The 14,585-nt window shown below is 36.0% G+C and carries 10 protein-coding genes; 8 read left to right on the forward strand and 2 right to left on the reverse strand.

Going from position 1 to position 14,585, the window contains the following annotated elements; translation table 11 throughout:
* Positions 1-99 precede the first annotated feature (99 nt).
* The 6 genes from J2X17_RS04510 to J2X17_RS04535 all read left to right on the forward strand — a co-directional run bounded on the left by J2X17_RS04510 (position 100) and on the right by J2X17_RS04535 (position 10,499).
* Complete coding sequence (locus J2X17_RS04510) at positions 100-648, forward strand: REP-associated tyrosine transposase (RefSeq protein WP_310295112.1); 549 nt, start codon at positions 100-102, stop codon at positions 646-648.
* Between the two features lie 206 nt (positions 649-854).
* Positions 855-1,754, forward strand: coding sequence for a carbohydrate kinase family protein (locus J2X17_RS04515; protein ID WP_310295115.1), 900 nt, complete (start codon positions 855-857; stop codon positions 1,752-1,754).
* A gap of 209 nt (positions 1,755-1,963) precedes the next feature.
* The gene (locus J2X17_RS04520) at positions 1,964-4,387 is read left to right on the forward strand and encodes a glycoside hydrolase family 2 TIM barrel-domain containing protein (RefSeq protein ID WP_310295117.1); all 2,424 of its coding nucleotides are present in this window, start codon (positions 1,964-1,966) and stop codon (positions 4,385-4,387) included.
* Between the two features lie 227 nt (positions 4,388-4,614).
* Complete coding sequence (locus J2X17_RS04525; RefSeq protein ID WP_310295119.1) at positions 4,615-5,985, forward strand: glycoside hydrolase family 27 protein; 1,371 nt, start codon at positions 4,615-4,617, stop codon at positions 5,983-5,985.
* Positions 5,985-8,537, forward strand: coding sequence for an alpha-L-arabinofuranosidase C-terminal domain-containing protein (locus J2X17_RS04530; protein ID WP_310295121.1), 2,553 nt, complete (start codon positions 5,985-5,987; stop codon positions 8,535-8,537). Before J2X17_RS04525 ends, J2X17_RS04530 begins: the two co-directional genes overlap by 1 nt.
* Positions 8,538-8,564: 27 nt before the next feature.
* Positions 8,565-10,499: a glycoside hydrolase family 43 protein gene (locus J2X17_RS04535; RefSeq protein WP_310295123.1), complete on the forward strand. Its 1,935-nt coding sequence runs from the start codon at positions 8,565-8,567 to the stop codon at positions 10,497-10,499.
* A gap of 304 nt (positions 10,500-10,803) precedes the next feature.
* Here J2X17_RS04535 and J2X17_RS04540 read toward each other — a convergent pair whose 3' ends face one another.
* Positions 10,804-11,136, reverse strand: a complete 333-nt coding sequence (locus J2X17_RS04540) for a YegP family protein (protein WP_310295124.1) — start codon at positions 11,134-11,136, stop codon at positions 10,804-10,806.
* Positions 11,137-11,345: 209 nt separating this feature from the next.
* On the opposite strand from J2X17_RS04540, the gene J2X17_RS04545 reads away from it, so the two are divergent.
* Both J2X17_RS04545 and J2X17_RS04550 read left to right on the forward strand, forming a co-directional pair.
* The gene (locus tag J2X17_RS04545; protein WP_310295126.1) at positions 11,346-12,467 is read left to right on the forward strand and encodes an XdhC family protein; all 1,122 of its coding nucleotides are present in this window, start codon (positions 11,346-11,348) and stop codon (positions 12,465-12,467) included.
* Positions 12,468-12,477: 10 nt separating this feature from the next.
* Positions 12,478-13,065 (forward strand): nucleotidyltransferase family protein, encoded by a 588-nt coding sequence (locus J2X17_RS04550; RefSeq protein ID WP_310295127.1) that lies wholly within the window; start codon positions 12,478-12,480, stop codon positions 13,063-13,065.
* Positions 13,066-13,283: 218 nt separating this feature from the next.
* On the opposite strand, the gene J2X17_RS04555 is transcribed toward J2X17_RS04550, so the two are convergent.
* Positions 13,284-14,420 (reverse strand): cysteine desulfurase family protein, encoded by a 1,137-nt coding sequence (locus J2X17_RS04555; RefSeq protein WP_310295129.1) that lies wholly within the window; start codon positions 14,418-14,420, stop codon positions 13,284-13,286.
* Positions 14,421-14,585 lie beyond the last annotated feature (165 nt).

Raw genomic sequence — 14,585 nt, forward strand, 5'->3', positions numbered from 1 at the left:
CTAGCGACGGCGCGTTTATGATCGCAATAATCCTATGCTAGCGCGAGCATCTTGCTCGTGAACGCAAAGTATTTCTTACATTAGCTCAAAATATAATAAATGAGCAGAAAATATAAATTTGGTGACAATACCGGAGCATATTTTATCAGTTTTGCAACGGTCTATTGGATAGACGTATTTACAAGGGATGAGTATTTTGGAAATATTGTTGAAGCATTAGATTATTGTCGAAAAAATAAAGGAATGGAAATTTACGGATATTGTATTATGCCTAGCCATATCCATTTAATTTTCAGGTCAGAAAATGGGGATTCTTCCGGCGTAATTCGTGACTTTAAAGGCTTTACATCAAGAAAAATGTTAAAGTCAATCGAAGAAAATTCGCAAGAAAGCAGGAAAGAATGGATGTTATGGATGTTTGAGAGAGCAGGGAAGAAAAATAGCAATGTTAAATTCAGGCAATTTTGGCAGCAAAATAATAATCCAATTGAAATTTGGTCATTGAAAGTTTTTGAGCAAAAATTAAATTACATTCATAACAATCCAATAGAAACAGGCTTTGTGACTAATCCGGTCGATTGGAAATATAGTTCTGCACGAAATTATAGTGATAATGATCAAACTATTTTAGAAATTGACATTAATTGATTTTGATTGTGTTCACGAGCGAGACGCTCGCGCTAGCGAAAGTATGAACTTCGTGAATTTAGAAAAACATATTAAAAAAAACAGCATTTAATTTTCTTTTGAAAACAGATGCCTTAGCCCAGACAGAAGCGGTATCCTTTGCCTGCTTTCTTTAAGCTGGGAAAGATACAAGCGGATGGCTGGAAATAGCTTCTAAAAAAACTAAAATGAACAACAATAAACCCCTAAAAGCAGTAGCCTACGGAGAAGTCCTCTGGGATATTTTTCCAGATAAAAAGAAGATTGGTGGTGCACCATTAAATGTTGCCTTAAGAATGAAAACTTTGGGCTGCAATGTGGCAATGATTAGCTGTGTTGGAAAAGATAGTGATGGAGAAGCAATCATAAATCACGTAAAACAATTAGGACTTGATACAGAAGCGATAACGCAATCTGAGGAATTCCCGACTGGATTGGTTGAAGTTACTTTAAACGAAACAGGTTCCGCTACTTATGAAATCAAATATCCATCGGCCTGGGATAAAATTGTGGTGAATGATTTGGCTAATGATTTAGTTGCCAATGCCGATGTTTTAATCTATGGAAGTTTGGTTTGCCGCGATGAAGTATCCCGAAAATCATTGGAAGAATTGTTGCAGGCCAATGTTTATAAAGTATTTGATGTCAATTTAAGAAAGCCTCATTATACGTATGAAATTCTCGAAAAACTCATGCAATCGGCTGATTTTATCAAATTCAATGATGACGAAATAATCGAAATTGCTTCGGCTTTGGAATCGCCTTTTACTGGTCTTGAAGAGAATATTCACTTCATCGCTGAAAAAACAAAAACGACCGCAATTTGTGTGACGAGAGGTAAAGACGGCGCTTTATTATTTTGGAAAGGACAGCTTTACGAAAATGAAGGTTATCCAATAAAAGTTGCCGATACCGTTGGCGCAGGCGATTCGTTTTTGGCAGCTTTGATCACTTCATTATTAACAGGCAAAGAACCTCAAAGTGCTATTGATTTTGCTTGTGCGGTAGGGGCTTTGGTTGCCGAAGCGCCCGGAGCTAATCCTGAAATTTCTATTGAAAGAATTCAAAATATGATTGCGGGATCGTAAGTTTTTAGCTTTTGTTTTCAATTAATAATCGAGTTTTCAAAGTGTGAAGAAAGCTTCGGTCACTGATTTTATTTCTATTTTAACTTTTTTCTAAACTCTTGTTGATTAAAATGATAATTAACTGGTAGGTTTTTTACGGATTATCTATAAATTTGGTTTATAATTGTATTTTTTACACGAATAAAAATATAACCACAAAACTAACTATAGTGATAACCAAAAAAATCTTCTTACCAATCTTTATTTTCTCCTGTTTATCGGCGTTCAGCCAGATATCTTTTGGAGATTCGAAAAAAATTAATGACAACTGGAAATTCAATCTTCAGGATGTTTCCGATGCTAAAAACACTACTTTCGACGATAGCAAGTGGCAAACCGTAAATGTTCCGCATGACTGGAGTGTAAAAGGACAACTAAGTCCGACCTTGGCAAGCTGTCAGGGATATTTACCGGGCGGAATTGCGTGGTACAGAAAATCAATCAATGTTCCTCAAAACAAAACGGGCGAAAAAGTCTATTTATATTTTGAAGGCGTTTACAACAGAAGCGAGGTTTTCATCAACGGACATTCTTTAGGAAAACGTCCAAACGGCTATATTTCTTTTGCTTATGATGCAACTCCGTATGTGAAATACGGTGCTGAAAATACAATTTCAGTTCGCGTTGATCACAGTCAGAGTGCTGATTCAAGATGGTATTCCGGTTCAGGAATTTATAGAAATGTCTGGGTTGTGTATGCCAATGCGGTTCACATTGCGCAATGGGGCGTTTATGCGTATCCGGAAGTGAGTAAAGGAACTGGAATTTTGAATGTTGAAGTTGATGTAGAAAATGGTTCGGCATCAAAATCAAGTTTGACCGTTGTGAACGAATTACTTTCAAAAGACGGAAAAACGGTTGCAAAAACTTCTAATAAAATTGATGTTGCAGGCAATCAAACAGCAAAAATATCAGCAAAAATAACGGTTAAAAATCCACAATTGTGGGATTTAGAGAATCCGAATTTATATCAGCTTAAAACAACTGTCCTGCAAAACGGAAAACAAATCGATCAGACGGTTACAAAAACAGGTTTTAGAAATTTCACTTTTGACTCAAACAATGGTTTTGCCCTTAACGGGAATTGGATGAAAATGAAAGGGGTTTGTTTACATCATGATGCGGGTGTTTTAGGTGCTGCAGTGCCGCGCGAAGTTTGGGAAACGAGACTTAAAACATTAAAAGAAATTGGTGTAAATGCCATCCGTACCAGTCATAATCCGCAGGCGCCGGTATTTTATGAGCTTTGTGATGAATTGGGAATATTGGTTTTAAACGAAGCTTATGATGAATGGGAATTCCCAAAACGTAAATGGCTGGAAGGCTGGAATTACGGAACTCCGGGATTTGAAGGAACGTTTGATATTTTTGCTGATTATGCCGAAAAAGACCTTGAAGATTTTGTACGTCGTGACAGAAATCACCTTTCGGTTTTTGCGTGGAGTATTGGTAATGAGGTAGATTATCCTAATGATCCGTATTCTCATCCGGTTCTGGATAAAGGAAAAGATGGTTTTGGACAAGCAGCGTACGGTGGTTACAAAAAAGATGCGCCAGATGCTATGCGTCTTGGAGCAATTGCAAAACGTTTGGTTGCAGCCGTTAAAAAATACGACAAATCCCGCCCAACAACTGCTGGATTAGCTGGTGTTGCAATGTCTAACGAAACGGAATATCCGGGCGCATTAGATATTACAGGATACAATTATACTGAAAGCAAATACCAATCAGATCATAAAAAATATCCAAACAGAGTTATTTTTGGAAGTGAAAATACACATGATATGGAGCCTTGGCTTGCTGTAAAAAACAACAAACATATTTTCGGGCAATTCCTTTGGACAGGTATTGATTATTTGGGTGAATCAGGAAGATGGCCTTCAAGAGGATTTTACTCTGGTTTGGTCGATTTTGCAGGAGTGATTAAACCTAGAGGATATTTCCGTCAGTCTTTATGGTCTGATAAACCGATGGCGTACATTGGAACGTATCCATTAATAAAAGATAAAGATGTTTCGAAAGATGCGTGGGCCATCTGGAATTATGCTGACGGGCAAAAAATCCGAGTGGTTTGTTACACCAATGCTGCAAAAGCACGTCTAGAATTGAACGGAAAAATTGTTGGCGACGTAAAAGCATACGACGAAAAAACGGGAATTATGTATTGGGATATTCCTTTCACTTCAGGAAAACTGGAAGTTATTGGTTTAGATAATGACAATAAAGAAGTAAGCAAATATGCGATAACTTCATCACAACAGCCTGCTGAATTGACAATTGCTGATACAAACATCACAGTTGCAAAAGAAAAAGGTGTGGCTAAAATAATGGTTCAGGTTAAAGATCAAAACGGATTTCCGGTAATGCTTTCAGACAATGAAGTGACTTGTACCATAAGCGGTCCTGGAACATTATTGGGACTTGAAGCTGGAAATAACAGCGACATGACAGATTACACAGACAATATTCAGAGAGTTTTTCACGGGCATATTGCTGCTTATATTCAATCAACCGGAGAATCGTCAGAACCTATAAAAGTTACTTTTTCAAGTCAATGGTTAAAACCTGTAGAGGTTACTGTTACTGTAAAATAGGCAATCTTTAACTATGAAATTATTAAGTGTATTGTCTAATTAAACACATAGAAACATAGGTTTTAAGTTTTAAAAAAGATGTTTTTAAAAAATCTAGATTTTCACACATAGTTGCTATGTGTTTTCAAATAAGTGAAACGCCTTTTTTAGGATAGGAAAATCTATGTTTCTATGTGTTAGATAATCATCCACAATGAATTATTCTTTTTATTTTAAATTACAACAAAATGAAAATTAAAAATATAGTTTCTCTGATTACCGGAGTTATTTTGATGTCGACTGTGTCATCAGCTCAAACCAAAGTATTTAAAAAAGGTGAGTTCAAACAATGGGCGCAAACGCCGCCAATGGGTTGGAACAGCTGGGATTGTTACGGACCGACAGTAGAAGAGCACGAAGTAAAAGCCAACAGCGATTACATGGCAAAAAACCTAAAAAAATTCGGTTGGGAATATATCGTTGTTGATATCAGATGGTTTGTTGAAAATGATAAAGCAGGAGGATACAACCAAAAAGATCCTCGTTATGTCATTGATAAATATGGAAGATATCAGCCGGCAGTAAACCGATTTCCTTCCGCGAAAGACGGACAGGGTTTTAAACCTTTAGCAGATTATATTCATAAACAAGGATTGAAATTCGGAATTCATATTATGCGTGGAATTCCGAAAAAAGCTGTTGAAGAAAAAATGCCAATTAAAGGCACAAACGGAATAACAGCCGATCAAATTTTTACCACAGCTTTGCAATGTGAATGGCTAAAAGACAATTATACCGTTCTTGCGGATAAAGCCGGAGCGCAGGAATATTATGATTCGATCTTCGAACTTTATGCGCAATGGGGTGTAGACTTTATCAAAATTGATGATTTGTCAAGACCTTATCATGAAGGAGAAATCAACCTGATTCGAAATGCGATTGACAAATGTGGACGCAAGATTGTTTTGAGTACTTCGCCGGGAGAAACACCAATCACGGCAGCTGCTCACGTAAAAGAACATGCCAATATGTGGAGAATGGTTGACGACGTTTGGGACACGTGGCCACACATTACACATTTGATGAAAGTGAGTGAAAAATGGTATCCGTATATTGCTCCGGGAACATGGCCGGATTGTGATATGATTCCGCTAGGGCGTATTTCGGTTAGGGGAGAGCGTGGTAATGACCGCATGACGCGTTTGACAAAAGACGAGCAATATACCTTGATTACCTTCTTTACTATTTTTAAATCGCCGCTGTTTTTTGGTGGAGATTTACCAAGCAATGATGCTTTTACACTTTCATTATTGACGAACAAAGATGTGGTTAAAATGCACAATGAAAGTACTGATGTAAAACAGCTTTTTCAGAAAGATGGAAAGATTGCGGTAACATCAAAAAATCCTAAAGACGGCAGTATTTATCTGGCTTTGTTTAATATCTCAGATAACGCTTTAGAAAATGTTTCGGTGAATCTTTCAGATCTTGGAATTTCAGGAAGTACCGAAGTTTTAAATATGTGGACTGGTGAAAAATCGAAAGTTTCGGCAAAAGCAATTTCTGCAGATTTAAAACCTCATAGTTCTATTTTATATCAGTTAAAAAGCAAAAGATAATGCAGAAGTTTTTTCAGAATAACGTTTTAAAGTTACTGTCAGTTTTTATGGCTGCATTTATTTTGTTTGGATTTCGAACAAAATTAGCTGTCGAAAAACCAAATAAAGTGTATCTGTTTGCGTATTCAACCTCAAAAAATAACGGCAAAAACGGACTTCATTTTGCCTGGAGCAATGATCAGAAAAACTGGTTTGGAATTGGTCCGGAATATTCTTTTCTAAAGTCAGATTATGGAAGCTGGGGACCAACCGGAAAAAGCATGTCTGACACTTTTTTCTTTAAAGATGATGCTGGTGTTTTTCATTGTTTTTGGGGAGTTAAAGATGATGTTTTTGCACACGCATCAAGCAAGGATTTGATTAATTGGGGAAGGCAGCATTATATTGAGGCAATGAAAAATGTGTCTAAAAAAGACGATAAAAAAGCGGTTATCCAAAACATAAAAGTCGATAAAAAAGAAGGTCAATATGTCATTCATTGGACAGTTGAAAATGCAAATTATAGCTGTTCTACCAAAGAATTTAAAAATTATTCTCCAACAATAATTGATACAAACGAAGCACCACATTTCAGCGAGATAACACTTCAAGGCCAAACTGAAAAAGGGACAATTACTGAAGTCGACTGGAGTTTGGTCGAAGCGATGACAAAAGCAATGGAATCGGCAAAATTCAGAGACAAGGAAGATAATACTTCTCCTAAAAGTGACAGTCTGATGTTTGTTGGTTTAAAACCAGTTACGGCTCAAATTAGCATCAACAAGCAACAGTCAAAAAAGATCAGTAACATGCTTACAGGCGTTTTTTTTGAAGATATCAATTATGCTGCTGATGGTGGCTTGTATGCAGAATTAATCCAAAATCGTGATTTCGAATATGACCTTAGCGACAAAAAAGGAAGAGACGAAAAGTGGAATGCTACTATGGCGTGGAGCGGTGATTTTAAAATTGAAAAAGAAAATCCGATTCACCCAAATAACCCGAATTACGCTGTAATTACAAAAAGCAGTGTCAGTAATTCAGGTTTTGATGGAATTGCGCTTCAAGCCAATGAAAAATACGATTTTAGTGTTTTTGCAAATGGAGGAAAGTTCACCGTTAAATTAAAAACGGCGGGCGGAGAAACTTTAGCGGAAGCGGTTTTAAAACCAACATCTTCATGGCAAAAATTAACAGCAGTTTTAAAATCGGCAAAAACAGTTACAGATGCACATTTGGAAATAACTGCCGATGGAGAAACCGCAGTCGATATGGTGTCGCTTTTTCCTCAAAAAACTTTTAAAGGACATAAAAACGGACTGCGTGCTGATTTGGCTGAAACCATCGCAGATTTGCATCCTAAATTCGTACGTTTTCCGGGTGGCTGTGTTGCACATGGTGACGGAATTGATAATATTTATAAGTGGAAAAACACTATTGGACCTTTAGAAAGCAGAGTTCCGATGCGTAATATTTGGAATTACCATCAATCGCTTGGATTGGGTTATTTTGAATATTTTCAGTTTTGCGAAGATATGGGCGCAATTCCGGTTCCGGTTTTAGCGGCGGGAGTTCCATGTCAAAATTCCTCTGATGGCGGTGCAGGACAGCAATTTGGTATTCCGATGGAACAAATGGACGAGTATGTTCAGGATGTTTTGGATTTAATTGAATATGCAAACGGAAGTACAACCAGCGTTTGGGGTAAAAAACGTGCCGAAGCAGGACATCCAAAACCATTTAATCTGAAATATATCGGAATTGGAAATGAAGATTTAATTAGTGATGTTTTTGAAGAACGCTACCGAATGATCGTTAAGGCAGTTCAGCAAAAATATCCTGAAATGATTGTAATTGGTACTGTCGGACCATTTTTTGAAGGAACAGATTATGTTGAGGGATGGGCAATTGCCGATGATTTGAAGCTGCCAATCGTAGACGAACATTATTATCAGAGTCCGGGTTGGTTCATTAATAATCAGGATTTTTATGATAGTTATGACCGCTCAAAATCTAAAGTATATTTAGGAGAATACGCTTCTCGCGGCAATAAATTTTACAATGCTTTAGCAGAGGCTTTATACCTGACAGGAATTGAACGTAATGCAGATGTGGTTACAATGGCATCGTATGCGCCGTTATTGGCTCGTGAAAAACATACGCAATGGAATCCAGATTTGATTTATTTTACAGGAAATGAAGTTAAACCAACTGTCAATTATTTTGTACAACAGCTTTACGGACAAAATCCGGGTGATGTTTATATTGAAAGTACTGTAAAATTATCAGATGCAAATAACGAAGTAAGCAAAAGAATTGGCGTTTCGGCAGTTCAGGATAGTGCTTCGGGAGATTTGATTGTAAAATTGGTGAACATGCTTCCCGTTGCGGTAACGCCTGCCATTGATGCAGTTAATTTTTCTTCAGCAGAAATAGCAAGTTATACTTCATTCTCAGGAACGCCTTCGAATACAACTGCCAGACCTGTAACTCAAAAAATAGCGGTTAAAGAGGCTTTTTCAAAAGAATTACCTCCGTATTCCTTTACTGTAATTCGTATTAAAACCAAATAAACCGCGGAATAATAAACCAAAAAAGAAATGAAAAAAAGACATTTTAGCCTTATATTATTTTTAGTAATTTTTAATTTTTTACAAGCTCAGGATACTCCAAAAGCTGGTCCGCCAGTAATTGCGGAGAAAGATTTAACCGCTTATTTATTTGTTTATTTCACCGGAAACACGGTGGAACAGGAAGCAGTGCGATTTGCCATTAGTGCTGATGGTTATCACTATTTTAATCTGAATAATAATCAGCCTGTTATTGACAGTAAAGTAATTAGTTCGACTGGTGGAGTTCGTGATCCGCATATTTTACGTGGACATGACGGCAAAACTTTTTACATGGTTTTGACAGATATGACTTCATCAAAAGGCTGGGACAGTAACCGTGCGATGGTTTTATTAAAAAGTATTGATTTAGTAAATTGGAAAAGTAGTATTGTAAACATTCAGACTTCTTTCCCTGGAAATGAAAATCTAAAACGTGTTTGGGCCCCACAAACGATTTATGATGCAAAAGCGGGAAAGTATCTAATTTATTTCAGTATGAAACATGGCGATGGTTCGGATAAAATTTATTACGCTTATGCCAATCAGGATTTTACAGCTTTAGAAGGTGTTCCGAAGTTATTGTTTGTTCCAAAATCACAGAAATCTTGTATCGACGGGGACATCATTGAAAAAGACGGATTGTATCATCTTTTTTATAAAACAGAATCGGAGAAAGCCGGAATTAAAGTGGCAACAACAACCGATTTAACTTCTGGAAACTGGACAGAAAATGATAATTATCTACAGCAAACTACTGATAAAGTGGAAGGTTCGAGTGTTTTCAAACTAAACAATTCGGACGATTATATTTTGATGTATGACGTTTATACGAAAGGTAGATATCAGTTTACGAAAAGTAAAGATTTAGAAAATTTCACTGTAATTGACAGCGATATTTCAATGGATTTTAAACCGCGTCACGGAACTATTTTACCAATTACGCGTTCTGAATTGAAAAGGATAATTGCCAAATGGGGAATGCCGGCAAATTTTCCAAAAATAAATAATAATCCGGCTTTAGAAGGTTACTTCGCCGATCCGGATATTTTATATTCCAACAAAACAAAAAAGTATTACATCTACCCAACAAGTGATGGTTTTGATAGTTGGTCAGGAACTTATTTTAAAACATTTTCTTCTGATAATTTAGTAGACTGGAAAGACGATGGTGTTATTTTAGACCTTCCAAAAGATGTAAGCTGGGCCGATAGAAACGCATGGGCACCTTGCATTGTTGAGAAAAAAATTAAAGGAAAATATAAGTATTTCTATTATTTCACGGCAGCTCAAAAAGTTGGTGTGGCAGTTTCAGATAATCCGACTGGGCCTTTTATTGATAGTGGAAAAGCTTTGGTAAGCATCAAACCAGAAGGTGTAAAAGGCGGTCAGGTTATTGATCCGGACGTTTTTACAGACCCAAAATCAGGGAAAACTTATTTGTATTGGGGGAATGGTTTTATGGCTGTAGCCGAATTAAATGCCGATATGATTTCAATTAAACCGGAAAACATTAAAACCATTCAGGTGGATAAAACGTTTCGCGAAGGAACTTATGTGATTTACAGAAAGGGCACTTACTATTTTATGTGGAGTGAAGATGATACCAGAAGTCCGAATTACAAAGTAAGATACGGAACTTCAAAATCGCCTTTAGGTCCAATCGAAATTCCGGCGAATAATATTGTAATTCAGGGAATTCAGGAGCAGGGAATATATGCAACGGGACACAATTCGGTTTTACAAATTCCAAATAAAGACGAATGGTATATCGTGTATCATAGATTTTCATATCCAACCGGAATAAAAATGGGTCGCGCGGGCGGTTTTCACCGTGAAGTTTGTATTGACAAATTAGAATTCAATGCTGATGGAACGATTAAACAGGTAACGCCAACACATGCAGGAATCGATTCAATAAAGTAGTTTAAAATTTGCTTTTAAAAAAAATATAAAGGGCTGTTTCGTAAAAAGGAACAGCCTTTTATATTTTGAATAGCCTCCTGCTTCAGCTTGAGGTATTTGTAATGGTATAAAAACAGGCTTTAGCCAAACTCATATTTGGCTATAGCCTATTAATTTGACTTTGTAAACCTCCAGCTAAAGCAGGAGGCAATTCAATAAAATATTAAAATTATATATGTTTTAGAAGTAAAATGAGAATAAAATAATACCGAAAAGGCTGTTTCAATTAAGAAACAGCCTTTTTCATTTTTATAATAAAATAGCTTTACACCGTTTGATCGTCTATGGTTGCTTCGGGAGCATTTGTTTTTACAGATTCAATTCCGTTATCTCTGGCAGAAGTACTTTCATACATTTCGCTGGAGCCGATAATCTGACCATTGCTTGCTTTTAGAGTAAAATATGGTTTTCCGTTACTGGATTCTTTTTTGTCAAATTTATTATCGTCCTGTGAATTGATTTTTACAGATTCAATTCCGTTAATGCAGGCCGCTTTTGTGGTGTAACCTTCACTCGATAAAATAGTTTGGCCATTTCCGGCTTTTAAGTTGAATTGAAATTCTCCGTTAGCTCTTTTTGTAAGTGCAAATTTTCCCATATTATTTATTTTTAAGTTAGGTATTAAATAATCTTGCTTTAATAAAATTACAAAACTTCATCATATAAATCATAGAAGTCAAAAGAATAATTGATTATGAGAATGTTAAAAAAATCTAATAGTAGAATTGGAAAATGAAATAATCTTTTGATAAAATGTAAAGCTGTAAATCATAAAACCGTTATTTTTGTTTAGAAGGATTATTTACTATGAAAGAAATCAGCGAAATCTTAAAAGCATATTCACAAGCAAAGGAGGCAGGAAAAAAGACCGCGCTGGCAACTGTTGTAAAAGTGGAAGGATCGTCGTATCGTCAGCCGGGTGCGCGTATGCTTGTTACTGAAGATGGAAATCTTACGGGCGCCATCAGTGGGGGCTGTTTAGAAGGTGACGCCTTACGAAAAGCACTTCTTTCTATTCATCAGCAGCAAAATAAATTAATTACCTACAATACAACTAATGAAAATGACAGCGAAGTTGGATTGCAATTAGGTTGTAACGGAATCGTTCATATTCTTTTTGAATACATTAATGACGACGCAATTCATAATCCCATACAACTTTTGCAGCAATTAGAAACAGAGCGAACAGGAGCTGTAATACAAACCATTTTTTCACTAAAAAGAAATGCAATTCAAATTGGAACTGTATTGTTTTATCGGCAAAATACTCAGCCTTTATACAACAACGAAATAGCGATTCAGTATATTGAAGAAGCCAAAAAAGTTGAGGCAAATAAAGCAACAATCATAAAACGATTAAAAGATAGTAACGAGAACGAAATCTTAATAGAATACATTGAGCCGGTAGTTGCATTGATTGTTGCAGGAGCAGGAAATGATGTTCAGCCACTCACAAAAATGGCTGATATATTGGGCTGGGAAGTTACAATTTGTGACGGAAGAGCAACGCATTCAACCAAAAAACGTTTTCCCGAAGCAAAAGAAACACAGGTTGTAAAATCAGAACATTTTTTGGAAAACATTTCTATTGATGATCAAACTTATTTTGTGTTGATGACGCACGATTACAAATACGATTTAACGGTTTTAAAATCACTTTTAAAGACAAATTGCAAATATATCGGGATTCTGGGTCCGAAAACAAAATTGAACCGTATGCTTGACGATTTAGCCTCCGACGGAATAATTTTAAGCGAAGAACAATTAGATCGTATTTATGGGCCAATCGGACTTGATATTGGTGCTGAAACTTCAGAAGAAATTGCTTTGTCGATTATTGCCGAAATCAAAGCTGTAATGACAGGAAAACAAGGAACTTCTCTCAAATACAAAACAGAAAAAATACACAATTCGAATGTAATCCTCTAAATCAAAAACGATGACCGGAATCATAATTTTAGCAGCAGGAAATTCTTCAAGATTAGGGCATCCAAAGCAATTGTTGGTTTATAAAAATTCAACACTTTTAGAGCATATTTTGGAAGAAGCCTCTGGAGTGAAAGATGCAATTGTTATTATTGTAACGGGTTCAAATCACGAATTAATAGAAAAAGAAATTTCTTATTCGGAGGTGAAAACAGTTTTTAATTCCGATTGGGAATTAGGAATGTCATCTTCAATCAATGCTGGATTAACAAAGCTTTTGTATTTATTTCCAGAAATCGAAAAATGCATTTTTACTGTTTGCGATCAACCGTTTGTAACGACGGCTATTTTTGAAAATTTGATTACTAAATATCAAAAAACCGGAAAAGGAATTTTAGCTTCTTCTTATGCTGAAACCTTGGGAACACCGGTGTTATTTGATAAAAAATATTTTAAAGCATTATTAGAATTAAAAGGACAGGAAGGTGCAAAAAAAATTATTCACCGATTTTTAGAAGATACTACTTCAGTTCCATTTGAAAAAGGAAACATTGATATTGATACCGAAGACGATTACAATAAACTCCTTTCTGGATTATAAGTTGAAGCTAATTTTTACCGCAATTTTTTTTGAATAGCCTCCAGTTTTAGCTGGAGGTATATGATTTAAGGGGAAAAAGGCTTTAGCCAAATTATCATTAGTTTGGCTAAAGCCTTCTCTTCAGAATTTATATTTCCATCCAGCTAAAGCTGGACGCTATTCAATCCAATATTGAAATAAAACTTTGCGCCTCTGCACCTCTGCGTGATTAAAAAAAATTACCCTTTCAATTCTTTTACCAAAGTCGAAACTCGTATGATTGTCTCCTCAATTTCTTCAGCAGTTGTAAATCTTCCCAAACTAAAACGGATCGAACTCAAAGCTTCGTCATCAGATAAACCTAAAGCTTTCAACACATGCGAAGGTTCTGTCGTTACAGACGAACATGACGATCCATTAGAGACTGAAATATTCTGCAAAGCCAGAATTAATTTCTCAGAATTCACTCCCGGAAAACAAATATTCGAAGTATTATAAATTCGGTTTTCGATGTTTCCATTTACAAAAGAACCTTTAATTTGCAATAAACCTTTTTCTAATTGATCTCTGAGTTTTATAATTCTATTTTTATCCGTATCCATTTCTAAAACAGCAATTTCAGCGGCTTTACCTAAACCAATAATTCCAGGAACATTTAAGGTTCCGCTTCGGAATTTTCGCTGTTGCCCGCCACCATGAACTAATGGCGTTAATTTTAATTTGGCTTCCGCCGAAACGTATAATGCACCAACTCCTTTTGGGCCATAAAATTTATGAGCGGATAGTGCTAAAAGATTAATTCCCACTTTTTTTACGTCAATCGGAATCTTCCCTGCAGCCTGTGTAGCATCACACATAAAAAGTATATTTTTAGCTTGGGCAATCGATCCAATTTCCAAAATATTTTGTATTACACCAGTCTCATTATTTGTCATCATCACAATGATAATCAGTGTTTTATTTGTGATTACTTCGTTTAAAAGATTAGTGTCTAAAGTTCCGGCAGAATTGACTGGTAAGTATGTAACATCAAAGCCAATACTCTCCATATAACGACAGGTTTCAAGAACGGCTTTGTGTTCTGTGCCAACCGTCACGATATGCTTTTTGGTTTCGTTAGCCAAACCTTTAATCGCTAAATTAATAGATTCTGTAGCTCCGGAAGTAAAGATGATTTCTTCTTCATTAGCACCAATTAAATTAGCAGTTTGCCAGGCAGCATTTTCTATAGCTTCCTGAACAGACAATCCGGCTAAATGTCCGCTGCTGGCATTCGCATAAGAATTTGTAAAATAAGGAAGCATCGCCTCTAAAACGCGTTCATCAAGACGGGTAGTGGCATTGTTATCTAAATATATAGTCGGCAAATGAGGCATAATTGTTAGTTGATAATGTAAAAATACAATTTTGAAATGTAATTAAGGTTTTTAGAATTTGTTTCAAGTTTTTAAGTTTCAGATTTCAAGTTAAGTTAGAGCATAAAAAAAATAGCCATGAATTCACGAATGATTGTCTATTAAGATGTAGAAAAATTCGTGAAT

This window comes from Flavobacterium aquidurense (assembly GCF_031458035.1).
Lineage (GTDB): Bacteria > Bacteroidota > Bacteroidia > Flavobacteriales > Flavobacteriaceae > Flavobacterium > Flavobacterium aquidurense_C.